General features: G+C 69.9%; 23 protein-coding genes and 2 pseudogenes. 18 read left to right on the top strand and 7 right to left on the bottom strand.

Features of this window, described 5'->3' with window-relative positions; translation table 11 throughout:
• The first annotated feature begins 272 nt into the window (after positions 1-272).
• From AB0N17_RS31760 to AB0N17_RS31780, 5 genes are all read left to right on the top strand, one after another.
• Positions 273-680: a hypothetical protein gene (locus tag AB0N17_RS31760; protein ID WP_366015029.1), complete on the top strand. Its 408-nt coding sequence runs from the start codon at positions 273-275 to the stop codon at positions 678-680.
• 447 nt (positions 681-1,127) lie between these two features.
• Positions 1,128-1,403, top strand: coding sequence for a Sec-independent protein translocase subunit TatA (gene tatA / locus AB0N17_RS31765; protein WP_366015083.1), 276 nt, complete (start codon positions 1,128-1,130; stop codon positions 1,401-1,403).
• 249 nt (positions 1,404-1,652) lie between these two features.
• Entirely contained in the window at positions 1,653-2,579 is a 927-nt protein-coding gene (tatC, locus tag AB0N17_RS31770; protein WP_366015030.1) for a twin-arginine translocase subunit TatC, read from the top strand.
• 223 nt (positions 2,580-2,802) lie between these two features.
• Positions 2,803-3,096 carry a hypothetical protein gene (locus AB0N17_RS31775; RefSeq protein WP_366015031.1) on the top strand — a complete coding sequence of 98 codons (294 nt, stop codon included), beginning with the start codon at positions 2,803-2,805 and terminating at the stop codon, positions 3,094-3,096.
• A 134-nt stretch (positions 3,097-3,230) separates the two neighbouring features.
• The gene (locus AB0N17_RS31780) at positions 3,231-3,398 is read left to right on the top strand and encodes a hypothetical protein (protein WP_165939570.1); all 168 of its coding nucleotides are present in this window, start codon (positions 3,231-3,233) and stop codon (positions 3,396-3,398) included.
• A 237-nt stretch (positions 3,399-3,635) separates the two neighbouring features.
• On the opposite strand, the gene AB0N17_RS31785 is transcribed toward AB0N17_RS31780, so the two are convergent.
• Positions 3,636-5,195, bottom strand: coding sequence for a helix-turn-helix domain-containing protein (locus AB0N17_RS31785; protein ID WP_366015032.1), 1,560 nt, complete (start codon positions 5,193-5,195; stop codon positions 3,636-3,638).
• Between the two features lie 293 nt (positions 5,196-5,488).
• Between AB0N17_RS31785 and AB0N17_RS31790 the strand changes: the two genes are divergently transcribed.
• Positions 5,489-5,788 carry a hypothetical protein gene (locus AB0N17_RS31790; protein ID WP_366015033.1) on the top strand — a complete coding sequence of 100 codons (300 nt, stop codon included), beginning with the start codon at positions 5,489-5,491 and terminating at the stop codon, positions 5,786-5,788.
• Complete coding sequence (locus tag AB0N17_RS31795) at positions 5,779-5,988, top strand: hypothetical protein (RefSeq protein WP_366015034.1); 210 nt, start codon at positions 5,779-5,781, stop codon at positions 5,986-5,988. Before AB0N17_RS31790 ends, AB0N17_RS31795 begins: the two co-directional genes overlap by 10 nt.
• 316 nt (positions 5,989-6,304) lie before the next feature.
• Here AB0N17_RS31795 and AB0N17_RS31800 read toward each other — a convergent pair.
• Together AB0N17_RS31800 and AB0N17_RS31805 are read right to left on the bottom strand one after the other, a co-directional pair.
• Positions 6,305-6,668, bottom strand: a pseudogene (locus tag AB0N17_RS31800) (radical SAM protein); the annotation flags it as partial.
• Between the two features lie 263 nt (positions 6,669-6,931).
• Positions 6,932-7,141 carry a hypothetical protein gene (locus AB0N17_RS31805; RefSeq protein WP_366015035.1) on the bottom strand — a complete coding sequence of 70 codons (210 nt, stop codon included), beginning with the start codon at positions 7,139-7,141 and terminating at the stop codon, positions 6,932-6,934.
• 82 nt (positions 7,142-7,223) lie between these two features.
• Between AB0N17_RS31805 and AB0N17_RS31810 the strand changes: the two genes are divergently transcribed.
• Positions 7,224-7,535, top strand: a complete 312-nt coding sequence (locus AB0N17_RS31810) for a TetR-like C-terminal domain-containing protein (RefSeq protein ID WP_366015036.1) — start codon at positions 7,224-7,226, stop codon at positions 7,533-7,535.
• A gap of 121 nt (positions 7,536-7,656) precedes the next feature.
• The gene (locus tag AB0N17_RS31815) at positions 7,657-7,929 is read left to right on the top strand and encodes a hypothetical protein (RefSeq protein ID WP_366015037.1); all 273 of its coding nucleotides are present in this window, start codon (positions 7,657-7,659) and stop codon (positions 7,927-7,929) included.
• 56 nt (positions 7,930-7,985) lie between these two features.
• On the opposite strand, the gene AB0N17_RS31820 is transcribed toward AB0N17_RS31815, so the two are convergent.
• Complete coding sequence (locus AB0N17_RS31820) at positions 7,986-9,194, bottom strand: GH25 family lysozyme (protein ID WP_366015038.1); 1,209 nt, start codon at positions 9,192-9,194, stop codon at positions 7,986-7,988.
• 143 nt (positions 9,195-9,337) lie between these two features.
• Complete coding sequence (locus AB0N17_RS31825; protein WP_366015039.1) at positions 9,338-10,282, bottom strand: peptidoglycan-binding protein; 945 nt, start codon at positions 10,280-10,282, stop codon at positions 9,338-9,340.
• A gap of 239 nt (positions 10,283-10,521) precedes the next feature.
• On the opposite strand from AB0N17_RS31825, the gene AB0N17_RS31830 reads away from it, so the two are divergent.
• The 9 genes from AB0N17_RS31830 (at position 10,522) to AB0N17_RS31870 (ending at position 23,007) form a co-directional block, all read left to right on the top strand.
• Entirely contained in the window at positions 10,522-14,382 is a 3,861-nt protein-coding gene (locus AB0N17_RS31830; protein ID WP_366015040.1) for a helix-turn-helix domain-containing protein, read from the top strand.
• A gap of 219 nt (positions 14,383-14,601) precedes the next feature.
• Positions 14,602-14,982, top strand: a complete 381-nt coding sequence (locus tag AB0N17_RS31835; RefSeq protein WP_366015041.1) for a peptidoglycan-binding domain-containing protein — start codon at positions 14,602-14,604, stop codon at positions 14,980-14,982.
• Positions 14,983-15,229: 247 nt separating this feature from the next.
• Positions 15,230-16,186, top strand: a complete 957-nt coding sequence (locus AB0N17_RS31840) for a peptidoglycan-binding protein (RefSeq protein WP_366015042.1) — start codon at positions 15,230-15,232, stop codon at positions 16,184-16,186.
• A 247-nt stretch (positions 16,187-16,433) separates the two neighbouring features.
• Positions 16,434-16,829, top strand: coding sequence for a hypothetical protein (locus tag AB0N17_RS31845; RefSeq protein ID WP_366015043.1), 396 nt, complete (start codon positions 16,434-16,436; stop codon positions 16,827-16,829).
• Positions 16,830-17,000: 171 nt separating this feature from the next.
• Positions 17,001-17,543, top strand: coding sequence for a DUF4232 domain-containing protein (locus AB0N17_RS31850; protein WP_366015044.1), 543 nt, complete (start codon positions 17,001-17,003; stop codon positions 17,541-17,543).
• 285 nt (positions 17,544-17,828) lie between these two features.
• Positions 17,829-18,872, top strand: a complete 1,044-nt coding sequence (locus tag AB0N17_RS31855; protein WP_366015046.1) for a hypothetical protein — start codon at positions 17,829-17,831, stop codon at positions 18,870-18,872.
• 451 nt (positions 18,873-19,323) lie between these two features.
• Positions 19,324-19,719, top strand: coding sequence for a VOC family protein (locus tag AB0N17_RS31860; RefSeq protein ID WP_366015047.1), 396 nt, complete (start codon positions 19,324-19,326; stop codon positions 19,717-19,719).
• A 518-nt stretch (positions 19,720-20,237) separates the two neighbouring features.
• Positions 20,238-21,986: a serine/threonine-protein kinase gene (locus AB0N17_RS31865; protein ID WP_366015049.1), complete on the top strand. Its 1,749-nt coding sequence runs from the start codon at positions 20,238-20,240 to the stop codon at positions 21,984-21,986.
• Positions 21,987-22,548: 562 nt separating this feature from the next.
• Positions 22,549-23,007, top strand: a complete 459-nt coding sequence (locus tag AB0N17_RS31870; protein WP_366015050.1) for a hypothetical protein — start codon at positions 22,549-22,551, stop codon at positions 23,005-23,007.
• Positions 23,008-23,071: 64 nt separating this feature from the next.
• On the opposite strand, the gene AB0N17_RS31875 is transcribed toward AB0N17_RS31870, so the two are convergent.
• Positions 23,072-24,412, bottom strand: a complete 1,341-nt coding sequence (locus AB0N17_RS31875; protein ID WP_366015051.1) for a hypothetical protein — start codon at positions 24,410-24,412, stop codon at positions 23,072-23,074.
• Between the two features lie 627 nt (positions 24,413-25,039).
• A pseudogene (locus AB0N17_RS31880) lies at positions 25,040-25,414 on the bottom strand (DUF6083 domain-containing protein); the annotation flags it as partial.
• Positions 25,415-25,426: the final 12 nt, after the last annotated feature.

The following is a 25,426-nucleotide window of genomic DNA, read 5'->3' on the forward strand; positions in this document are numbered from 1 at the left end:
CCCACGAGCTGCGACCCCCTGCCGGCGCCGGCACTGCCGCACAATGTCGGGTCACCGGGGGCGGCTGCGGCGCCGGGGCACCCGACGACCCGCCCAGTGCGCCTATGCGACCCACGAGCCGTGTCCCATCGGCGACTGCCCGAGCCCGGCCCCAGATGCCCATGCAGTCCTCGGCACGCCCATCAACCCTTGATCACGGCGACCCTGACCACGACACGGCACTGCGTCAACGCTGCGGCGCCGGCCCCCTACGCGCATGCGGAGGTGTGAGCGTGAACGTCACCCCGAACACCGGCGAGGGCATCAGCGCTCCGCCCCCGCACGAGGCATACGCGAATGCGCCGGACCTGCGCCGCGAGATACACCAAGTGCTCGCTCTAGGAGCCGAACGCGACGGCCGCCAGGCCAGGACCGTCACCGGCCCTCTGGTCGATGCGACAGTCGCCGAACGCACCTGGCGGCTACGCCAAGCCGCCCTCATGGACCGGATGGCCCTGGGCGACCCCGGCCCCGGCCCGGTCGCGGCCGCCGCGGAAACCGCCGAACAGCTTGTCCTGCTCGACCGCAGCCATCCTGACCTGGTGGCCGGCCCGCACCACCCCGACGCGATCACCAGCCGTCGCCTGTATGTCCGCCAGGAGTACGCCGCCTGGACGGCCGCCGGGCGCCCCGGGGCCTGAATCGACCCCGATCCGACAGGAAGAGGAAGACATGACCCGCAACGACATCAACACCCGGTACGCCCCCGCAGCAGTCGGCCAACTCCCCTTGCCCTGCGCTGTTCCGGCCGAGTGCGGCCGCGGCACGGAGGGGGGAACTCGTCGCCGTACGGACGGACGGGCAACCGTGATGGACCCACCTGCACGCAGCAGCGGGCCGTCGTCCGCGGCCAACGGTGTGCGCCTCCCGCCGCGTCAACCTTCCGCAAGGCCCGGTCGTGGGCGAGATGCTTCTTCGGGCGGCGGGCGAGGCTCCGCGCGCGCTCGGCGAGCGATGGGCGCCTGCTCGGGGCGGCAGGACACGATCCCCCGCGGGTGTCCCCGCTCCCACCGCTGCCGTGCAGGAACAAGCGGCACGGATCGCCGGGGCAGGTATGAGGGCCAACGCGTTCGAAAGGGGGCATGACGATGTTCCGCAATGCGCTGGAGCCCTGGCACTTGCTGATCCTGGTCGCCGTGGTGGTTCTGATCTTCGGCTCGAAGAAACTACCCGACACGGCCCGGGCGCTGGGCAAGTCGATGCGGATCCTCAAGAACGAGACCAGGGCCATGAAGGACGACGGCGCCTCGAACGAGCCGCGCCCGGAGCCTGAACCCGCACCGGGACCGCCGACGATCCCGGGCACGTCCGAAGACATCGCCACCCCCCGCACCGCGCCCAGGGACAGCGGGACCGGCGACTGAGACTGAGCCCGGTCCTGCCCGCCTCTGGCTCATCCCCGCATGAGACGCCGCCCGAGAGTCTTCCCGGCGGGCTCACCCCTTGTGCTGCCCACCCACCCTCGGGCCGGGCTGGGCAGATCACCTCCTGGACGCTCTACCGGCCGCAGCCAGCGCCGTAGCGACCCCGCGGCCCCGCCGGGTGACGGAGACGATCAAGTACTGACGCAAGGCCGGTGGTATCCGGTCTGCTGCACGAGATGAGGATGCGGCGTGCCGCAATCAGCCCGCAACAAGCAGAAGGATCCCGAGGGGCGGATGCCGCTCGCGAAACACCTTCGTGAACTCCGCAACCGGCTCGCCAAGGCGGTCCTTGCCATCCTGGTCGTCACGATCGTCGCGGCCTTCTTCTACAAGGGCATCGTGAACTTCTTCACCAGGCCGGTGCTGAGCTCGGTCGGCTGCCCGACGTCCTTCGCCGATCTGGCCAAGCGGACCGCGGACACCACCTGCGCGCGGATCACGATCAACGGTCTGCTCGCACCCTTCACCCTGGCTCTGAAAGTGTCCCTGATGGCCGGCGTCGTGCTGGCGACGCCGGTATGGCTGTACCAGCTGTGGGCGTTTGTCGCCCCCGGCCTGCACAACCACGAGAGGAAATACGCCTACGCGTTCGTCGGCGCGGGCGTCCCCCTGTTCTTCGGCGGCGCTGTCTTCGCCTACAAGGTGCTGCCCACCACCGCGAAGGTGCTGATCGGTTTCACCCCGCACGGGGTGGAGAACCAGCTGCCGCTGGACGATCTGCTCGACCTGGTCACCCGTATGGTGGTCGTCTTCGGTCTCTCCTTCGAGATGCCGCTGCTGCTGGTGATGCTGAATCGCACCGGGGTGCTGTGCGGCCGACGGATGCTCGGCTGGTGGCGCCGCATGATCGTGGGGATCACCGTCTTTTCGGCCGTGGCGACGCCGAGCACGGACCCGTTGACCATGCTGGCGCTGGCCGCGCCGATCTGGGTGCTCTACTTCGCCGCCGTCTTCCTTTCGCTCCTCAACGACCGGCGCAAGACCCGAAGAGAGGCAGAGGAACGCGGCGACGACGAGATGTCCGACCTCGACCTCACGCCGCAGGACATCGGCGAAGTCGAATCGGTGTCCACCAGCAGCGTTGTCACATGGAAGGGAGGCGAATCCGGGCTCTGACAGGGTGAGGCCGGGGGCCGCTTGTCCGAGCTGCGCTGGTGCGTGCTGCGTATGCGCTTCGCCTGATTTCGGCAGTCCGGGCAGCGGCCCGGACGGTCTGTCGACACCGCCTCCCACGCCAAGGTGCCGGAGAAGTCGCTGACGCGCTCCACCCGCACATCGATCCCGGGAAACAGCACAGCCAGTCGGATGACGTCAGGCGCTCTGGGGTACACGGCTTCGCATGGCACCGAAGATCGAACGTATCGAGTTCCTGCGGGCCGTGCGGCAGCTGCACCGGGTCCGCTCCTTCTACGTGGTGGGCGTCTTGCTGTGGGCCATGTCCTCTGTATGGACCGGCTGGCAGGCTCCTGGGAGCCGGCAGATGTGGGTGTCCGTCCTCCTCCTGGCCGTCTTCACAGGTCTCCTCGTCACCGCGGGTCTGTCCCTGCGGCGTCTCGCAGTTCCCGCGACGGGCCGGCCGGTGCATCACGCTGCCTCGCCCAAGGCGGCGAGGACCCGCAACGCCCACGCTTGAGGGGACGTCAGCCTGCCGGCAGAGCTCGGCGGGGCTCCTGCCGGGCGGACGATTCGTTTTTGGGGATCCCGCCCATGTCTGTTGGGCCGGTGTCCGGGCATACGGGCTTCACTTCCTACTGAGAGGGGCTTGTCATGCTCGGCATAGTCGCGGCAGTGCTGTTCTTCATCGCGTTCCTCATCAACGCAGCCGAGATCAGCACCAATCACACGTTCTCGTCTGTCAACGTCATGCTTCTGGGCCTGACTGCGCTGGCCTTGCACGTTGCGGGTATCGGCAGCACCTGGTCCCGCAGACGCTGACCGCAGAGCCCAGCCGGAGAGACCACGCCGACCTCCATCCTTGCTGCTGCCCGGGCCGTAGGCCCGTTGGCCTGTCCCGGGCAGCAGGGTCGGCTTCTTGTGGCGCGTAGCGCCAACTGGTGGCTGACGTCGGGGTTGTAGGCACCCGGCGTGCACGAGGAGTGGCCGTTTACCCCGCACATCGACAGCCAAGCAGGCCGCACGCGCGGACGCAGGGCCATGGTTCGGCGCCGCGGGTCAGTGCGCGGCGCTCACGCTGAGTGCGTGCTGCGCGAGCCAGAGGTCGTGCCGGGCGGTCGGTGGGCGGAGCAGGGAGCGCTGCAGGAGTGCTTCGGCGCGCGCCAGCCGTTTGCGGACGGCGGTGTTCGACAGGGACAGGGCGGTGGCGGTGGCTTCGATACGGGCATCGTGCTGCAGCCATACGGTCAGTGTCCGCGCGAGGTGTGCCGACCCGGCGGTCGCGGCGAGCGGCTGGAACTGGCTGCGGGCCCATCGCGTGACGGCGGGCGTGGCCAGCAGGCCGTCGAGGCGGCGGAGCGCCTGCTCGCCGTCGAGGGGTACTGGGCGAGGTGCTTCGCCGGCAGGGCAGGTGGTGGCGGTGGCGCGGAGGGCGAGCGCGAGGACGGACTGGTCGGCGAGCCGGTCGAGATCGAGGGCGAGCCGGCGAGCGATGTGCTTGAGGCGGGCGGACAGGGTGTTGCGGTGGATCCGCAGGTGTTCGGCGGCTTTGGAGGAGAAGCTGAGCCAGGAGGCCGCGGTGGCGAGGAGTTCAGTGCTGCCGGGGTCCTGCGGCCGTCTGGCCGCAGGACCCCGCAGTGGTGTCAGGAAACCCTCGGCCCAGTCGACGAGGTCAGGGCCGATCGCGAGTGCCAGGTCAGGAGCTGAGGCGAAAAGTGCCCGCCGGTCGGCGCGGTGGCGGGCAGTGGCCAGGGCGTGCATCGCCTGGGCGTATGCGGCGGCCGTGTCGGTCAGCGCTACCGCTTCACTCACCCCCATCCAGCACTCGGCGATGGCCGCGTGTGCCTGCTCCGGGGAAGGAACACCCGCGTCGGCCACGTCGCCGGAGGCCGGTACAAGGGCGATGAGATGTTCGTCGTACACCGTGCAGGGCACGACCCACGCTCCCGGGGCGCCGGCCCTCAGCCGGGCGGCGACTTCACTGCGCAACCCGCGTGGCCGCTCGACGACCCAGACCCGAATGGTCTCGGGCAGCTCAGGCAGCAGCACTCCCGACACCTGACGCGCGGCCGTCACCTGGCCGTTCATCAGCAGCTGCAGCACCGCTTCGCGGGTACGGCCGTCGGCGGCCTCCAGCCGGGAACGCAGCCGATCTGTGTGCTCGGCCTTCCAGCAAAGCCTGAGAGTCGACGCCGCGTCCGCGAGTAAGGACGCCAGTCCGGCGGCCTTGGACTGCGGCGTCACCGCGACGAGCACGGGCGCGGACGTGGTCACCGGGCTGTCCAGCGGATAGAGGAATACGGTGTGCCCCTGCACATCGACGGCCATGGACTTCGCCCTCCGCTCGACGAGTTCACGCACCCCGCGCAGGACCGCTTCCCAGACTCCCGCGGCGGTTGCATGCCTTGGCCGCCGGGCCGAGGACATCACCGCTCCGGAGGTGTCGATCAGCAGCGCATCCGCCCCGCTGCGGGCGGCCAAGTAGCCGAGCGCCGCCTGGGATCCCCCTGACCGGGCCGCGCGATGCAGCGCCAGCACCTCGTCGGCCCGTTCCACCCGTCTCGCCGTCGGTGTCGCCAGGACCAAGGCAGCGCCGAACGTGTCCGTCCCACTGGCCATGCTTTCCCCCCAGAACAATGCCGGAGCCGGCCCGAGGTGCGCACCAACCCCCGGTCTGTGAGGCGGGCTTTCCCTTCGCGGGCCGGCATGCAGATCCAACTCGTATGTGGATCATCCAAGTTTTCGAGGCGTTCGTCCCACCCGCCACGCGGTCCGCTGTGCCTTCAGGCACCGGAACCCGGCCTTCACTGTGCAGCGCGACACCGGCCGTGGCCGCGCCCTGCCCTACGTTCGACTGCGGATCGCCAGGGGAGGCGATCGCGCTTCACCGTCCCAGGAAGAGAGTCACACTCATGCTCAGGAACTCCCTCGCCCGGCTGGTCGCGATAGCGGTGGCCGCGCCGGCGCTCGCGCTGACGATGTCCACCTCGGCCTCGGCCGCGGGCAATACCGTCAGCTGGCAGAACGATCAGACGGGTAAGTGCCTCAACTGGGGCAACGACGTCTTCGGCAACTTCAGGCTGGACCCGCCGGGGAACTGCGACAGGTCCACCCACGGGTGGTCGCAGTGGAAGGAGACGTCGGTGGACGGCAAGTACTGGACGTTCCGCCCTGACGACACCTCAACGGTCACCAGGTCAACATGTGCCTGACCTCCTACAACACCCTCGTCTACCTGGAGACCTGCCAGGACGGCAACTGGTGGCAGCAGTGGGAGGAGATCTGGACCTCGAGCGGCTGGAAGCTCAAGCACCGGGGTGACGGCTGGGTGCAGGGCTTCTACCTCGACAGCGACGGCTCGCGCACCTACACGGAGCCCGGGAACAACGGCCGATACCAGCTGTGGCACTGAACAGTCCCAGCACCCCGAACACGGCTGAAGGCGATCCTGCCGGCCTGAGCGGCACTTCGGCGGCCGCCGCAGCGCCCGCAACACATGCTGCACACGCCCCGACGACGTCGTTGAGGATCTGACCCTCTCCACAGGGGGGAGCAGTCGAGGCGCAACCCCCACACCGCTCTCCGCTCCGCAAGAGAAGCGGAGAGCGGTGTGGGGCACGGAGCGGGGGACTGCCTTTCTCCCCCTCTTCAGGACAAGTCATCGGTGAGGGTCTGACGCCGTGATCACCTCCGGCACCTCGGACGTCAGCGACTTCTCGCAGGTCCGATCAGGGCAGCCCGGGGCGGCCGGCCGCCGTCGGGAGCGGCAGTACGGGCCCCTGCCGGGCCGGAACGCGTTCCAGGACGCCGCCGGCGAAGACGTCGTACAGCGGGAGCGTCTCCAGGTGCACGTAGCCGATGTGGCAGTCGCCCGGCTATGGGGCAGGGACGCGGTCGCAGTGCCGCCCGGTAGGAGCCGTCGTAGAGGTTGCCGAGCTCGGTGCGCACGAGCTGGCAGCGGCGGACCGTGCCTTCCCCGTCGACCGAGACGACCGACTCGCCGGTGCGGCAGGGCGACCCGGCGCTGGCATGGGGATGCCGGCTGTACGGGAACAGGGGGTCGAGGTCCGTCCAGGCAGCCGCGTCCGTGTCGTCACGCAGTGAGGAAGCCGAGAGCCGTCGCGACCGGCCGCTCCTGGCGCGCGGCAGCGCTGGACGGGCGGACCCGAACGGTGGGCCGGTCGATCCCGGCAGGGCGCCGACTCGTCCGGGCAGCCGCGTCCCACGCGTGGACCAGCCCTCCGGTCCTGTCCGTTCGGCTTGGTGCGTGGTGCCCGTACGGCACGGAGGACCAGTCCGCCGCAATCAGCGCAACTGGCCTGCAGAGTCACGTGAGTTATCGAAGACGGCGTGCGTCACCCGTTGTGGGGCCCGAACGGCGGAAGCGGTGGCCGAGCCGGTGCCGATCCCCCGTGGCGGCCCGCCACGGCGGCGGCCAGCGCGAGAATGGCCTCGACCTGCGCGATCTGAAGGTTCACATCGGTGGGCCCGCGACCCCTGATGAAGCCTCTCACCGGCGTCAGCGCATCGATGGCAGCCTGGGCATGCTCCTCGTAACTGGCCACGAAACGGTCCCCCTCACCTTGATCACACAGGCGCTGCAACGTATCACGCCGGCTCCGGACGTCCCGACCGGCCTGCACGGCCGTGAGCCACGTGATGACCCACACCCCCGGCGGGCGCGTACTGACCGAGCTGATCGGCGAGGCACAGACCGACGAGGATCTGGCCACCGCCTACCGGAAGCTGTACTCCTCGCACCGGCGTCGGCTGGCGGCGGAGCGCCTCCACCGGGCTCAGGAACTCGGCCAGATCCGCACCGGCGTCGACGTGCAGGTCCTCGTCGACCAGCTCTGGGGCGCCGTCCACCACCGACTGCTCATCCCCGACGAACCTGTGACGGACGACTTCGTCGTCGCGCTCGTGAACAACCTCCTGGACGGAGTAAGCCCGAAGTAGGGCGGTCGTGACCGCGGCGAATCCGGTGGTGAGGGCGGCGCGGTGGCCGGACGGCGGGCTCCTGCTTCCGAAGCACACGCGTCCGGGTCCGGTTGTCAGTGGCAGCTGCCAGGCTGGAGGGATGGACCGAGATGACGAACAGCTGCTACGCCGCCGGGTCTACGGCGCCGACCACGACCAGCCGGGCCCGCTGTCCGACCGGCGTTACGCCGAACTGGTCGGCGGCCCGCTGGACGGCTTGCTCCTCGACATCACCGGCTTCACGGAGGACAGGACCGACACGGGTGTCGCGCTGGCCACCGAGCTGGGGCGGTTCGGAGCCGGGGGCCGGGCCAGGTACGACCCGCGCCCCGGTGACCCCGACCGCTGGGACTGGACCGGCGACACTCCCTGACCGTCCCGGGCCCCGTGGAGGCGTCGAAGGGTGCCGGGACCCGGTGCGGCAGACGTTCAGCAGCTCACCAGGTTCATCCAGGTGCTCGCGCCGATCACCCCGTCGGAGGCCAGCTTCCTGGACTTCTGGAAGGCGACCACCGCCTTCAGGGTGCCGGCCCCGAACCGGCCGTCGACCGTGAGAGCGGCGCCGTGGGCCTTCAGCTCGTCCTGCGCGGCCCGTACGGCCGGGCCGGTGTCGCCCTGCCGTACGGTGACGACCAAGTGCTTCCAGGTGTTCGGTCCCACCATGCCGTCAGGGGTCAGCCCCTGGCTGTTCTGGAAGGCGACCACGGCGTCCCGGGTGGCCGTCCCGAACCGGCTGTCCACCGTGAGGGCCGCCCGGTGAGCGTTGAGCAGGTACTGCACGGTGGTCACCTGCCGTCCTGCCTGCCCCTGGAGCACGAGGGGCCAGTTGGGGGCCGGCGGCGGAGGTGTGTAGTCCCGCAGGGCGAACGTCCTGAGGTCTTTCAGGCCGCCGTTGAAGACGTCCTGGTCCCCCAAAAAGACCCCCGATTCCGCCGTCTGCCAGACGGTGTACGTGCTCCATCCGGCGGGCAAAGGGGTGGGCGTGCCGGACTGGTTGACGATCCACAGCGGGACGGTCGTGCCGAAGCCCCGGTAGTTCCCGGTGCAGGTCGCCCACCAGCCGGCAGGGGTGTAGATGACCGGGTGGCGTCCCGTCCGGGCGTGGTATTCGTTCACGAAGGCGGCTATCCAGCTGGTCATCGCACCGGGGCCGAGCCCCCAGCAGGGGTCGCCGTGCGCGTCGGCCTCCATGTCCAGGGCGCCGGGGAGGGTCTTGCCGTCGCGTGTCCACTTGCCGCCGTGGGCCAGGAAGTAGTCGGCCTGCGCGCGTCCGCCGGAGGCGTCCGGGCGGGCGAAGTGGTAGGCGCCGCGGACCAGGCCTGCGCCGGCCGCCCCGTCGTACTGCTGTGTGAAGTAGCTGCTGGTGTAGGTGACTCCTTCGGTCGCCTTCACGTAGGCGAAGGAGGCGCCCGCGGCGGCCGTCGCCCTCCAGTCGATGTGGGGGTTGTGGCCGCTCACGTCGAGCCCCCGTACCGGGGCCGCGGACCGGGCCGTCCCGGCGACCGCGGTGGTGTCGGCGTGGGCCACGCCGTGGGCGTCGAGGCACAGGGCCGCGAGCGCTGCGGCGAGCAACGCCGCACCGCGGGCTCGCCATCCGGCTCTGCTCGGCCGGCCGCTGCGGTGGTGAAGACGGGTCATCGCTGGCTCTCCGTTGTGGTTCCGTGGTCGCTCGGTCGTGGGCGGCATCGTCGGCGCTCCGGGGACTGTGGGACCGCCCACGGGCCCTCGCAGGCGCCTCAGGCACCGTGCAAGGGCCCCTGGAACGGTCGGGCGTGGCTCCGTTACGGGCGGACCAGGCCGTAGAAGACGGATGCGGACAGCGAGTAGGTCTTGTCGTAGACGCCGTGCTTGCCGGAGCCGGCGGGGTCGGAGGTGTTGCCGGAGACGACCCGCACGGTCCTGCCGCTGACCTGGTCGACGACACCGATGTGGTAGCGGTTGTGGGCGCTGCCGAAGATGATCAGGTCGCCGGGTTCGGCGGTGGCGAGGCCGCCGGAGCCGACCCACTTGTGGTGTGCGACGGCCCAGTCGTAGACGCTGGGCACGTACTTGATGAAGGGGATGTCGACGCCGGACTGCCGCCAGACCCAGGTGGCGAAGGCCGCGCACCACTCGTCGCACACGCTGTACGGCTTGCCGGGTACGCACTTGTGCGAGTCGGCCGTGACACCGATCTGGCTCTTGGCGGTGTTGACGATCTTGGCCCGCAGCGCGCTCGTGGTGTGGCAGCTCTTGACGAGCCGCTCGATGCCCATGGCCTTCATCGTCAGCTCACCGGCGATGCCGTCCGCCGTCAGACGGTGGGCGGACTGGTAGCGCTTCACCGCGCTCGTCGTGGCCGCCCCGTAGTCGCCGTTGGCCGGGGCTCCGGCCTTGCTCTGGACCTGCTTGGTCACGGAAGTGAGTCCGGCGAGCGTCTGCGGGCCGATGACGCCGTCGAGGTTCAGGCACCGGTCGCCCTGGAAGGCCTGTGTGGCCGCTTTGGTCCTGGGGCCGCCGACACCGTCCACGCCGCCGGCGTCGTAGGCCAGCCCGTTCAGGTCGCGTTGGGCCACCTTGATCTGCGCCGAGGTGGCCGCCGGCCCGGCCGTCGCCGCAGTGTGTGCCGAGGCCTGACCCGGCATGACCGCCAGGGCGCCGGCCGCGGCAGCCGCCGTCAGCAGACCGATGGCGGCCCGCCGGGAACGCCGCACCGGTCGGCGGGCCGCACGCTTGTTCGTCAACATGTCCTAGGACTCCTCACGTTCGGGGAGAGGCGGTGAACCGCCAGCGGCATCCGCACGGCGTTCGATGTCGCCGGTGCGCCCGCTGGCAGGTGCCCGGACGGCGGCTCCCCCGTGTCCGCCGTCGACGCAATCAGTTCTACGGCTCCTCGCGTTGTCCGGTGTCGCAGAAGAGGCTCCGGACAACCGGCTCCGGACAATAGGCTCGCCGCGTCACTTCACGAACCCTGGGGGAGGACCGCGTGCCGAGGAAGGAACGGCCGTTAGAGGACGACGGCAGCCCGCTGACCGAGTTAGCCGCGCGACTGCGCCTGTTGCGGGAGAAAGCGGGGAAGCCCACCTACCGCCAGCTCGCCGTCAAGGCGCACTACTCGTCGACGACACTCGCGGACGCGGCCGCCGGCCGGAGACTGCCCAGTCTGGAGGTCACCCTCGCCTTCGTCCGGGCCTGCGAGGGCGACGAGGAGGAATGGAAGGCGCGCTGGCACGCGGTCGCGGCGAGCGTCGGTCCGGCGTCGCCGGACGAGCGGGACGACACGGGGCAGAACCATGACCGGCCGTGTCCCTACGTGGGCCTCGCGGTGTTCCAGCCGGAGGACGCCTCCTGGTTCTTCGGGCGCGAACGGCTCACGGCCGACCTCGTCACCCGCGTCCGGGCCGATCGTTTCGTGGCGGTCTTCGGCGCCTCCGGGTCCGGCAAGTCCTCGCTGCTGCGAGCCGGGATGGTCCCCCGGCTGAACGGGGGCGATCCGAACGGCCGCCCCGGGTGGCCGACCGTGCTGTTCACCCCTGGAGCACACCCTCTGGAGGAGTGCGCGGCCCGGCTCGCGGCCGCCACCTCCGGGACGGCCACGGCGTTGCACAGGGAGCTGAGCGGCGACCCCCGGTCCTTGCACCAGACCGTGCTGCAGGCGCTGGCGGCGTCGGACTTCTCCGACGGCACGGATCTGGTGCTGGTCGTGGACCAGTTCGAAGAGGTCTTCACCCTTTGCCAGGACAAGACCGAACGCGACCGCTTCATCAGCGCGTTGGTCACGGCGGCCCGGGCGGCCAACAGCCGTACGCGCGTCGTCATCGGTGTCCGGGCCGACTTCTACGCGAGCTGCTCGCAACACCCCGAACTCGTCGCGGCCCTTCAGGACGCCCAGGTCCTCGTCGGCCCCATGACGACGGAGGAACTGCGCCGCGCCGTCAGCCGGCCGGCCGTCCGGACCGAATGCGCGGTGGAGACGGCCCTCCTGGCCCGTGTCGTGGCGGAGGCCACCGGACAGCCCGGCATCCTGCCGCTGGTCTCCCACGCCATGCGGGAGACCTGGCTGCGCCGCCGTGGCAACACGCTCACGTTGAGCGGCTACGAGACGGCGGGCGGCATCACGCACGCCCTGGCCAACACCGCCGAGGCTCTCTACCAGCAGTTGACCGCCGAGCAACAGCGACTCACCCGTTCCGTCCTGCTGCGGATGGTGGCCCTCGGCGACGGCACCGACGACACCAAACGCCCCGTAGCACTCGAGGACCTCGGCCCCGACACCGGCGCCGTGCTGGACCTTCTCGCCCGGGCCCGCCTGGTCACCCTGGACCGCGACAGCGCCGAACTCACCCATGAGGCGCTGCTGCACGCCTGGCCCAGGCTGCGCCGCTGGATCGACGAGGACCGGGCGGGCCTGCTCATGCACCAGCAGGTCGCCGAAGCAGCCGCCTTCTGGCACCGGCAGGGGCGTGATCCGGGCGCCCTCTACCGGGGCGGCGTCCTGGCAGCGGCGCGTCAGTGGGCCGCCACCCGTGGCAACTCGCCGGCCCTGGGTTCCCGCATCGACGAGTTCCTTGCCGCGTCCGCCCGCCACGCGGGCCGCGCCGCCCGACTGCGCCGAGCCGGCATCGCCGCCGTGTGCGCCCTGGCCCTCGTCGCCTCGGTGGCCGCCGGCGTCGCGTTCAAGAAGACCGCGACCGCCCAGATCCAACGCAACAACGCCATCGCGGGAGAGGTGCAGGTACAAGCCGGCCAATTACGCGACTCCGACCCCTCACTCGCCGCCCAACTGGACATCGCCGCCTATCGCCTCCGCCCCCGGCCGCAGTTGCGCACCGATCTGATCAGCGCCGCCGGCGCCCCGGTCGCCAGGCGCCTGGCCGCCGGCAGCGGCACCGTGTTCGCGGTGGCCTACAGCCCCGATCGCCGTACTCTGGCCGCGGCGGGAGCGGACGGCATGATCCGGCTGTGGAACGTCACCGACCCGGCCGACCCGGTGCCGCTCGGCAGCCCCGTGGCCAGCCACAGCCAGTGGGTTTACTGGCTCGCCTTCAGCCCCGACGGCCGCACCCTGGCCTCCGCCGGACGCGATCACACGGTGCGGCTGTGGAACCTGACCCGCCCCGCGCACCCTGCGCCCTGGGGGAAGCCGCTGACCGGGCACGGGAGTTACGTCTTCTCCGTCTCTTTCAGCCGGGACGGACGCACACTCGCCAGCGCGAGCGACGATGGGACGGTCCGGCTGTGGAACGTCGCCGATCCGGCCCGCCCTCAGCGGCTCGGGCAACCGCTCAGGGGACACGACCACGGCGCGGTGGCCTCCGCCGCGTTCAGCCCCGACGGCCGCACCCTCGCCAGCGCGGGCCACGATCACACCATCCGGCTGTGGAACGTCGCCGACCCCGCCCACCCGCAGCGCTTGGAACGGCTCACCGGCTTCAAGGACACCGTGTACGCCGTCGCGTTCAGCCCCGACAGCCACCTCCTGGCAGGCGTGGGCAACGACCGCACCGTACGGCTGTGGAACGTTGCGAACCCGGCCCATCCCGTGCCGCTGGGGACGCCTCTGTCCGCTCATCACGACACCGTGTACGCGGTCGCCTTCAGCCCCGACGGCCAGATCATGGCCACCGCCGGAGCGGACCACACCGTCCGCCTGTGGAACGTCACGGACCCCTCCGCACCCGTACCGATGGGGCAGCCCCTCACCGGCCACACCGAATACGTCTACTGGCTGGCGTTCAGCCCCGACGGGCACTACCTGGCCTCCGCCGGCGCCGACCACTCCGTAAGGCTCTGGCACCTCCCCGGCACCACTCTCCCGGATCCGAGCTACGTCAACACCGTGGCCTTCGGTCCCGCACGGCACGTCCTGGCCAGCGGCAGCACCGACGGCACCGTCCGGTTGTGGAACGTTGCCGACCCGGCCCGCCCCGCCCCTGTCGGCCACCCCCTGACCGGCCACCGAAGCGCCGTACGGAAAGTCGCCTTCAGCCCCGACGGCAGCCTCCTGGCCAGCGCCGGCCGGGATGGCACCATCCGCCTGTGGGACGTGCGCGACCCGGCGCGGGCGGCCCCGGTGGGACAGCCGCTCACCGGCCACAGCGGTGCGGTCTACTCGGTCGCCTTCAGCCCGGACGGCCGGACGCTCGCCGGCGCGGGCTATCAGGACCACCAAGTGCGCCTCTGGGACGTCTCGCGGCCGGCGCACGTCACCCGCCTGGGCGAACCGCTCACGCTGCACACGGGACCGGTCACCGCACTGGCGTTCAGCCCGCGCGGGCATGTCCTGGCCACGGCCTCCGCGGACGACACCACCCGGCTCTGGGACGTGACCCGTCCCGCAAGGCCGGTGCCCCTGGGCGGCCCCCTCGCCGCCGGCAGCGGCGGCGTGTACGGAGTCGCGTTCAGCCCCGACGGCCGGACCCTGGCCACGGCCAACGTCGACCACACCGTACGGCTGTGGAACGTCACCGACCCGGCACGGCCGCTGCCCACGGCCGAGCCCCTGACCGGACACACCAGCTTCGTCTACGGGCTCGCCTTCAGCCCCGACGGCCGCACCCTGGTCAGCAGCAGCGACGACCACACCCTGGACCTGTGGAACGTCGCCGACCCGCGACACCCCTCCCAGTCGGGTACCGCTCTGGTCGGCCACACCGGACCCATCGACGACGTCGCCTTCAGTCCCGACGGCCGCACCCTCGCGAGCGCGAGCGACGACCACACGGTGCGGCTGTGGACCCTCGACCCCGAGCAGGCGATCCGGCGGCTGTGCGCCGCCGGCGGTGTCACCGCCCAGCAGTGGCGCCACTACGCGCCCGAACCGGCTCTGAAGCAACCCTGCTCCTGACGCGGCCGGCAAGGGTGGACACCCCGCCCAAACCGGCCTGACCTGCAACATTCCGCCGCAGTTGTCCGGCCGCTGTTGTCCGGTGTTCGTCCGCCGACACCGGACAACGACGTCGGCCTAGAAAGGGTCCGGTGGCCGGCGCGGAACCCCGGCTCGCGACGCCGCGGGGTCCGTCGCCACAAGCCACCGCACCCATCGGACGAACGAACGGAAGAGCAGATGTTCACTCGGAAAATCGCTGCGAGGGTCGGCCTCCTGGCCGCTGCCGTGACGGTCGTCACCGGCGGCCTGTCCATGACGGCGAACGCCTCGCCTGCCGCGGCCACCCTCCAGTACGGGAGCCACGGCTGGGGAGTCAAGTGCGTGCAGGAGGGCGTCAACGACTGGGCGTCGCGGACCGGGCACGGCCGGCCGCTGCAGGTCGACGGCGGCTTCGGGTCGGGGACCCGCACCTGGGTCAAGAAGTTCCAGACCGCCTCGGGCCTCGGCGCCGACGGCATCGTGGGCAAGCAGACCGGCAACAGCGTGCTCGCCAACCTGCAGGGCGACAGCACCTGGCGGCACGACTGCTACTACTACGTGCCCAGCACCCACGGCTGACCTGCACCGTCCCCCCACGGGGCGAAGGACGAATCGCCCGTCCGAGCACGAGCACGACCACCATCACGCGGCCACCGCTTTCGGGGGAGGCGGTGGCCGCCCGGTGGCCGGCCGCCGACATCCGGCCCTTCACCACTCCGCACCCCCACCACCCAGCCGCACCCACCATTGAGGAGCTACCGTACTCATGCGCACCCTGGCTCGAAGGCTTCGTCGGAGCCGAGGCACGTCCGCGGCCCTGCTCGCCATGGCTCTGGCGTCCGGCATCACCGCGGTCGACGCCACCACCGCTGCGGCGTCCGCCCTCCCTGCGGCCGTGCAGGCAGGCGCACCTGCGGCCGTGAACGCAGGAGCACCTGCGGGCGTCACCGTGCAGGCGTCCTGGCCGACGGTCGGGCCCGGCCAGCGCGGCGTGGACGTGACCACCGTCCAACTGCTGCTCACCGCCCGCGGCTACACGACCACCGCGGACGGGGCCTTCGGTCCGGCAACCGCCGCGAAGGTGAAGGCGTTCCAGAACGCCCAGAACCTCACCGCCGACGGCATCGTCGGTCCCAACACCTGGGGCAAGCTGGTCATGACACTCAAGTCCGGCTCCACGGGGGCGGGCGTCAAGGCAGTGCAGGACCAGCTCACCGACAACGGCTACGCCGTCACCGTGGACGGAATCTTCGGGACCGGCACCGCCGCGAGCGTCAAGGCGTTCCAGGCGGCGAAGCACCTCACCGCGGACGGCACCGTCGATGTCAGGACCTGGGCCGCCCTGGTCGAGGGCGGCGGCGCCGCCGGCGGCGGCAAGCTCACCGACGCCCAGGCCATGGCCCGGCTCAAGGCAGCGGGCGTCACCCGGTCCTCCTCGGGCAACTGCACCGACCGCAACCGCAAGAACTGCACGAGTCTGCAGGACATCCGGGCCCGCACCGTCGACGGTGTCATCGCCCTGAAGAAGCAGAGCGGCTGCCGTATCGTCATCACCGGCGGCACGGAGGTCGGCCACGCGGGAGGCACGTACAGCCACTGGAACGGCTACAAGGTCGACGTGGCCCGCACCTCCTGCGTCACCAACTACATCGAGGCGCACTCCAGGAAGCAGTACAAGCGCGGGGACGGCGCCTGGGTGTGGCGCGTGACCTCCGCCGGCAAGACGGTCATCGACTACGCCGACGAGTACTGGGCCAACCACTGGGACATCACGTACTACTGACGCCCCCACCTGACGGTGCCCGACCTGCCCCGGATGCCTACCGCGCACACCGCGCACCGTCGTCGTGACGTTCACCCCCGCCCCTGCCCGCAGGGGCGGGGGCATCGCGCTTGACTGTTCGGGGGCGGTTCTCCGCCCGCAGGCGGTTCGCTTCGGCGGGGACGGGAGCCGGGGCCCCGACCTCCCCACCCGGATCCTTCAGCAGCGGCCGACCTCGGCAGCAACTCGGATGCCGCATGATTGAACGGTGCTGATCGAACTGGAGAAGCTCGCGAAGTTTCCCTGGAGCCCATGGCTGGCTCAGATCCGGACCCCGTTCGGACGGACCGCGGTCCGTTGGTGCGGTGACCAGACTGCGGTGCCTGGCGAGTACCACGTCGAGTGGACGGTCGATCAGGACATCGTCTGGGGGAAGAATGTGAAACCCGCTGACGATTCCGGACCGGGAGTCCGGCCTGGCGGCCACTGCGTTGTTCTGCGAGGAAGGCTGGATCCTACAGAGAATGGTGCCGCCGTGCTGGACTTGCACGGCACCTTGATCCTGCTGGATGTCGCTGATCAGCTGCCTGACCACGTCGCCCATACGTGGGTCGACCTCTTCGTCGAGCGCGAGAAGATCAGTCTCCACCCGTACGAACTCTGACCAGACGTCAGCCTCTGCCCGTCGCTATGGGTGACGCACGCCCAGCCGGCCGCTGTAGTTGAGTCTCTCATCCCGTACACGGAACGCCTGCCGGGTATGGGGCGTCTTCAGGTGCGTAGGCGCGCACTGACCTCGCGCGCCGATTCGTATACGAGGGGAACCCGAAACGTCATGAAGAGCAAGCTGACCGCCGTGGCCCTTGCGGCCGTCGTCGTCGCCGGCACCGCCGCCGCCGCTGTCCCGGCCTCGGCCACTCCCGCCAAGCCCCGGCCGGCCCGCTGCCACACCGCTGATCTGAAGGCCGGCTTCGCCACGGGGGATGACGCGAAGCCGGAGATGGGGCAGACCAAGAAGCAGACCCAGGCGTACATCTGGTTCACCAACCAGAGCAAGCGCACCTGCACCCTGTCCGGCTTCGCCGGTGTCGACATGATCGGCGCTCAGAAGACCGACGGGACCTGGTCGCTGGCACGCTCCTCCAAGAAGCCCGGAAAGCTGACCTTGGAGCACGGGGCCACGGTGGACTTCAGCATCACCCTGCTCCCGGTGGCCAAGTCCACGGCGCAGAAAGAGAAGTTCGTTCCGGCCAAGTTCCTGGTCACCCCGCCGAACGAGACGCAGCACTTCACCCTGAAGTGGCCTTTCGGCGGCCAGATCCTCAAGCAGGACGGCGCCACCCACCCGGCCACCTACCTCAACCCGATCGGACAGTAATCAGCCGGACGTCCCTGTCTCCGCCTGGAGCACCGGCAAAGAAGGCAAGCGCGCCATGAGCGGGACAGTGTCCCGGTACTGACCGGCTGATCCGCCTCTTCCTGACCGGGAAGAGGCGGATCAGCGGGGCGGCCTCCGTCACCGTCCGGCGGTGCCCGGGGGACCGGGGCGCTTCGCACCGGCGCCCGCGGGTGGTGAGCTGTGCGGGAGTGAGCTGGGCGTAACGGCCGGTTGTGCCTTGGACCGGCGGGTACTTGCGTCGCCATGGGATCTTTGGGTTCGCCGGTGCTTCTGGCGTTGTTCGTGGTCAGTGCGGCGGTCATCTGGTTTGCGGGTATCAAGCTGTCGGACACCACCGATGTGCTCGCTGAACGGCTGCATCTGGGCAGCGCGCTGGGTGGTCTGATTCTGCTGGCGATTGCGACGAACCTTCCCGAGATCGCGATCACGGCGAGTGCGGCGATGGCCGGCCAACTCGATGTCGCGGTCGGCAACATCCTGGGCGGCATCGCCATCCAGACCGTCGTCCTGGCGGTGCTGGACGCCGCGGGGGTCCGCCCGCGCGCCCCGCTGACCCGGCTCGCGGCCAGTTTGCAGCTGGTCCTGGAGGGCGCCTTGGTGGTGGTCGTCCTGGCCGTGGTGGTGATGGGCACCCAACTCTCCCCGACCCTGCACGCCGCGCGCCTGGCCCCCGCTTCGGTGCTGATCGCAATCCTGTGGGTGGTCGGTCTGATCCTGCTCAACCGGGCGGGCCGGGGCCTCCCGTGGCGGGAGGGCGGCGACGCCCCGGACAGTCAGCCCGAACCGCCCGGCCACTCCAAGGGCAAGAAGGAGAAGGCGGCCAGTGACAAGGGCGTGAGCACCGTCCGAGCCGTGCTGGTGTTCGCCGCAGCCGCGCTGGCCACGCTCGTGGCCGGTGTCGTGATCGAGCGCAGCGGCGAGGAGTTCTTCGCCCGGCAGGGCCTGAGCGGTGTGCTGTTCGGCGCGACCATCCTGGCCGCGGCCACCTCCCTGCCCGAGGTCAGCACCGGCCTGACCTCCACGAAGCTGGGCGACTACCAGCTCGCCATCAGTGACATCTTCGGCGGCAACGCCTTCCTGCCCGTGCTGTTCCTGCTCGCCACGGTCATCTCCGGCAAGCCGGTCCTGCCGGCCGCCCACGACACCGACATCTACCTCACCGCCCTTGGAATCCTCCTGACGGTCGTCTACATGGCGGGGCTGATCTTCCGGCCGCGCCGCCAGTACGCCCGCATGGGCGTCGACAGCACGGCCGCGGTGGTCATCTATCTCATCGGCATCGCCGGACTGGCCACCATCGCCACCTGACCGCGAGGCGCCACGGGGCCCAGGTCCGGCAGTGCTGTCAGGCGTCCGCCGGGCGCGGCACAAGCTCCAGTCAACGCCTCATCCGCCGTGCGGGAGTCCGCGACCGTGGTCATCGTTGCCTGCCTGCCTGCCTGCCTGCCTGCTGGCGGTCGTGTCGGTCCGGCGGTGCGGCATGGACCGTGGTGGGGACCGGCTGACGCGCACCAAGCAGCCGCTCCGGCAGGCCCCTACCCCGCACCTGTCTCTCATCGAGGGGTGACAGGCAGCGCTCCTTCGCGCGTTCACAGACCAGCCGGCGACGGTCGGATGCCGTCTGACCGCGCCCGCTCCCGCCTTCACCCTCGCGCCTCCTGGATGATCGATTCCAAGAGTTGGTGGTCGTAGCGATTCAGGACCGAGGGGTGGCGCGACACCCTAGGCTGAGCCTCCATCCGCACTGCCTGGGGGAGTAATGACCAGTAGGTTCACCGAATTGGTTGTCGACTGCCACGATCCGGAGCGGCTCGCGGCCTTCTGGTGCGCGGTCCTGAGCTTCAAGGTGATCGACCGGAGCGAGGGCAAGGTTGAGATCGGCTCATGGGAGCCGACCGTCGAGCAGGTCCGGGCCCGCCAGATGCCGCCCACCCTGCTCTTCATCAAAGTGCCCGAGGGCAAGACCGTGAAGAACCGGCTCCACCTGGACGTCAGCCCGATCGACGGCAGTACCGACGACGAGGTGGCCAGGCTGCTTGGCCTTGGTGCCACCAAGATGGACGTGGGCCAGGGCCCTGTCCGGAGCTGGGTGGTCATGGCCGACCCCGAGGGAAACGAGTTCGACGTCGTGCGCACCCTGGCACCGTCGGAATAGACGATCACTCTTAGGGGCTGGTGGTCGTAGGCGGTCGGTGAGCGCAGGATGGGCTGTCCGCTCTGGTCGTTGTGCCAGATGGCGGCGGTCAGCGTAAGAGGATGCGCTGGCCCTTGAAGGTCGGCCCTTGCTCGGATGAGATGGACATCCCAGCGCAAACGGCCGCCCACGAGGGCCTGGACACCGCAGCGCTCCAGCTCCGCACCACAGTCCTGACACACCGCGGGTACCTATCGGATTCGAAAACGGCCTGCTCCGTTTCCCACCCCCAACGGGAACGAGGTTGAACGTCAGGCTAGGCAGGCGTTGACCCGCCCGTGCCAGGAGGACGGTCAACACGTCGGCCTAGTGGTCGACCGGATCGCAACGGCGGCCCGCGTTTATCGTGAAGCGGTGCTGCCGCCGTTCATCCGCGCGCTGCGCCGCTCCCTCGATCACCACCGCCGGCGCGTACCGGCCCGGAGGGTTGGAGCCACCTGCGCGGCGCCGTGTCACTGGTATCTCGTAGGCTCCCGGCCATGAGCGATGGGGAATCCGGCAGACGGGTCATAGACGGGCGCTTCGAGCTGGAGGCGCGGCTCGGTGGCGGCGGCATGGGCGTGGTATGGCGAGCGCGCGATCTGGTCCTGGACCGGGCCGTGGCGGTCAAGGAGGTGCGGCCGCCCGATCCGGGTCTGGCCGAATACGACCCGCAGGGTGCGGCGATGCTCAGAGCCCGGGTACTGCGCGAGGCACGGGCACTCGCCCGCGTCGACCACCCCAATGTGGTGACCATCCACCACGTGGTGGACGGCGGGGAGCACACCTACCCGTGGCTCGTCATGGAGTTGGTGACCGGCGGATCGCTCCAGGACAGGCTCGCAAAGGGGCCGATGCCGCCCGTCGAGGCCGCCCGGCTCGGCCGCGAGGTGCTGGCCGCGCTGCGCGCAGCGCACGAGGTGGGCATCCAGCACCGGGACGTGAAGCCCGCCAACGTTCTGATGAGGCCCGACGGACGTCCCGTCCTCACCGACTTCGGGATCGCGGCCATCAGGGAGTCGACCGCCCTGACCGCGACCGGGTCTGTCATCGGCACGCCGGATTACATGGCGCCCGAACGTATCTCCGGCGGCGAGGGCGGGCCGGGCTCGGACCTGTGGTCGCTGGCGATGATGCTGTATGTCGCAGTCGAGGGGCATCATCCGCTGCGCAGGGGAACCACACTCGCGACGCTGGCGGCCCTTCTGAGCGAGGAGCTTCCGCCGCCCCTCCAGGCCGGAGTGCTGACTGGCTTCCTGAACGCCGTGCTCGTCAAGGACCCGGCCGGCCGGGCCGACGCGGAGAGCGCTGACTGGATGCTCGCGGAAGCGGCCGAAGGCATGGATAGGGCTCCGAGTGCTCCGCACGGGGCGGGCGGGGCCACCTCGTACCGGCTGGCACCTTCGCCGGGGCCGACACCGACACCCCCACCCTCCGCACCGGCCGGGTTCGGGCCGCCTTCGGGCTTCGGGCCGCAGGGGGGCTTCGGACCGTCGTCTCCGCACGACGCCGTGCCCGGCCTCATTGGGCCGCCGACCCCCTACCCGGTGGGCTCCACACGGCCGACGCCGCCGCGGCCGGGCGGTCGTGCGAAGAGCCGGATCACGATCGCCTCGTCCGTCGTGGTGACCGTGCTGGCAGGAGTCCTGGTGTGGACCCTGATACCGCAGGCAGGCGACAAGGACGGGGGAAAGGCCGCCAATTCACCCGTCTCGTCCTCGACCAGAACGACGGACCCCACTCCCACACCGCCGAGAGCGTCCCGTTCGGCGCCGGCGCCGCAGGCCGATGCGAAGACCGACCTGCTCACCCCGGACGGCATCCGGACGGCGGTGAAGGAGATCAAGGCCGCGACCGGCACGGACCGGGCGTGCGACTTCACCGTCTATCCGGACTACGTGTCCGCGGAAATCATGGTCAAGGGCAGCTACACCAAATACGACAGCTACACCTACCGACCGGGTCAGGGCGTTGAGAAAGGCATCATCAGCAGCGCCCTCATCGGCGGCGAACGCCCTTTCAGCCTGGACAACTTCGACTGGGACGTCCTTCCCGCTCTGCTGAAACGGGCGGAAAAAGACCTGAACGTGAAGCGGCCGACCATGCGCTACGTCCTGGTCCGCCCAGCCGACACCACGTTCAGCACTCCGCTGGGACTGGCCGTCTATCTCGCCGACGAGCACGTCACCGGCTATCTGGACGCCGACCTGAAGGGCAAGGTAACCCGGGTGATGCCGGCCCAGGACTGACCGGCCTGAGGCTGACCCCGGCGACGTGGTCGGCAGACGCCGCTGCGGCCCGAGCCCAAGGCGAAGACCGAACCCACGGGTGCTTGGCGTCGTAGGCGTGGATCGTGTCGGGCAAGCGGCGATCTCGACCGACCATCGCGTTCAGCTCCGCCAGGGAGCCGACCCCCACGTCGATATCAACGGGGGGGGCGTTGACTTTGCCTCCCGGTGCGCGCGCTGACAGATCCGGGTCAGCCGCCGCCCACGGCTCAGCTGCCCTGCTGGGGCACCGCGAAAGCGACTTCCCAGGGCTCGTGGTCCGGGGCAGTGCAGACCGCGCGGCCGTGGATAGATCCGCACCTACGTGGAGATACCCCTGTGCCGGTTGAGGCCGGTGGCACTTGTGCCAGTCCAACCAGTCGGGGAATCCTGCTTGGCGTTCGCTGTCTGAGGTGTAGGTCCGCTGGTAGGCCCGTTTGTCGGCCGGGGTGCGGTGGGCTTCGAGTTGTGCTTCTGCCGTGCTGACGGTTCATCGATCGGCCATGCTAGGTGTGCCCCAGTGCGAGCACTACGAGGAGGAGACGTGGCTGAGCTGGTCAGTCGTCAGCAGTATCCCGTGGACGTCGATCACGGCGGCTTCGCGCTGGAGGATGCCGACGACCGGCACGTGCCGGTTCGGTTCCCTGAAGGTTTCGAGCCAGACGCATTCCTTTCAGCTCACCCAGGGCGCCTTGACTTCACGAGTGCGGGTCACACGCACACCGCGGACGTCACTGTTGAGGTCTGGGATGCCGAGCCCTCCGTCCCGTCCGGCGCCTGGGAGGAGAGCGCGGCGACTCGTCTGTCCTGCTCGTCGGGGGAGCTGCGGGCACGGTCGATCACCGGCGGTCCGATGCCGGAGCTGATTCCCTTGTCGGATGGGCCGGGAACCTGGTACGTGCGAGTGGTGTGCACGGGCCGAAGGGAGCTCGCTGCGTTGGCCGAGGAAGGTGCTGTGGACGGAGTGGAGCGCTACGTCGCCCAGTTCTGGCCTCAGAGCTAGCGGACCAGCGGGCGCGGATCACGGGCTGCGTGATCCGTGGCCCGCCGAGTGGATGCACGTCCCGTCAGGAAACGATCTTGACGATGAACCCGTCGTCCGGTCCGTCGAGGATGCGGTTCTTGTCGTAGAACTGCGCCAGCAGGATCCCTGCGGCGCCGTTCTCCTTCTTGCTGACCGGCATCACGCTGAAGTTGTTCGGTTCGGCCCGGTGATCGTACTTCGATTGCGCAGCCCCCTCGTAGGTGCTCTGGAAGGGGTATTCGTCGCATTCCCTGGTGCCGTTCTTGGTATATCCGGCACCGTAGTACTTCTTGCAGTTGTAGACCGATTTGTTGTAGTTCTCCTTGCGACGCTTCGAGTCCCAGTACAGGCGTGTGAGCGGATCGTCGGCGGTCCGGCCCGGGAAGTGCTTCTTTGTGCTGGGCGGCAGCGTGCTGGACGGTTTGGTGAAGGCCTTCTGGATGTGGAGTGCCACACCCCGTTCCGGTGCCTTCGCTTTGGTGCTGTACTGCAGCGTGGCCAGGACGCTCCACGCAGCGGCGCCCTTGGCAGCGTTGGGAAGGTAGCCGGCCTTGTCCCAGCGCGGCGGCAGCATGAATAGATCGTGCTTTCCCGGATTGGTCAGCGCCCAGCCGGGCGGCGCTTCGAGGTCGATGGTCGGCTGGTAGACGGCGAAGACGGTGTCGGCCTTCATGCCGGTACTTCCCTGAGCCGCCTTGGCGTTGACGGTGTGCTTGAAGCTTCCCTTCGCCAGCAGTTGCGCCCAGGTCCTGGTGACCGGCATGGTCACGCCGCCTCGGGTGTAGTGGACTGAGGAGGGCCAGCTCTTCGTGATCCTTCCGTTGGTCACGATGCCCAGGCCGCGTGCCGCGTTGGTACCTTCCGCATTGAAGGCCTCGAAGTCGTAGGTGACCGTGATCGTGCGGCTGTCCTTGGGGATGGTCCCGATCGCCAGCACGTCGAAACTGCTCGTTCCGACAGGCTTGCCGTCCACCAGCCAGACCTGGCTGAGCAGGGTTCCCGAGCACACCGCGAAGCGTGACTTGAGGTAGAACTGCGAGCTTCCGAGCCCCCGGATGCACTCCTGCGGAGTCATGGAGTGGGCCGGCTCCGGCAGGGTGACCGCTGAGCCGGCTCCCACAGTAAGGCCATGTGGCGCTTGGATCGTGGGCACTGTCGAGTCCTCACCGGACAACGGCGCATAGCTCTTGGCGGGGCCGACCGTCTCACGTGGCAGGAGCGGCTGCGAGGCATCCCTGGCCGCCAGGCGCTGCAACTTACTGAGGCCGCCGGGCTGCCTGATCTCGCTGAGACTAGGTGCCTTGGTGTTCAGCGGCAGCGCATAGGTCTCCATGCGCGCGATGTTGCCGCCGGCGGCGTGCGCGGCCTCAAGCGGTACGGTCAACGAGGCCAGCAAGGTGGGGAGCAGTACGGCAGCCGTACGTATTCGCGCCCGCCAGGACGGACTTCTCTTCATCGATCCCCCTGTTTTCGAAAACGGCTTCGAGCGTGGCCCTGACAGGGGTATCAGTCACAGGAGCTTCACAGGCCCGGTCGGGCTCGTTCTGACGCGATTGCACCAATCGATGACCGGAAGGCAATACTGGTCGACGAGAGAAGCCGTCAACTCCTGCTAGATGTCCCGGAGTTCGCCGGGGCGGCTGGCGTGGTCAGGGGTGGTCTCGACGGCGGGGCGCGGCGTCACGATCGGGCCGTCCGTCGGACCCGGCCGACAGGCCCGGGGCGTCGTGCGAGGGTGGGCGGGCGGGTGTGGGACTTTGCTGAGGTCGTAGACCGCCATGTCCTGGGCGGGAGGGACCAGTTGACCGTGTGTCTGGGTGGCCGGCATCAGTACCGGGGTGCCACCTGGGGTGTCGGTGGTGAGTAGCCACCCGGCCCGGCCCGTCGTGCAGCTGCTGTACATCCGCTACCTCGTGGCCGGCCGGTCGATGAGATCCAAGACGGCCGGCTGAAATGCCGGGTCGTCCGGCGAGGTCGGGGGAGGGGTAAAGGCGCCGGCGTCGTTCAGTCGGCGGGTGTTCGCGGCCAGTGACCAGCGCAACCCGGCCCGTTCGGGCTGGGCCGGGGGAACATCTCGGGCGGGGCGGACGACGGCGTGCGACACTCGACACCAGCTACTGCCGTCTCCAGCCGGGTATGCGACACCGGAACTGACGTGCCACCGGCACGTGGTGGGTACCCGCGCGGCCGGCAGTTCGCGCTTTGGCGGCGGCGCAGGAGTCGGCTGATGCCGTCGGGGGAGACGTGCAGGGAACGGCGTACGCGGTGGTTGACCAGGCTGCGTCCCAGCGCCGGGCCGGCGGAGGAGGTGTGGAGCGCATGCGGGCGAACCTGCCAGCCAACACGCCGGATCCGTGGCAGCAGCTCTGCGGGATCGCCTAGTCAACGCCGCCCAGTG

It is taken from the genome of Streptomyces sp. NPDC051133, assembly GCF_040682635.1.
In the GTDB taxonomy this organism is placed as follows: domain Bacteria; phylum Actinomycetota; class Actinomycetes; order Streptomycetales; family Streptomycetaceae; genus Streptomyces.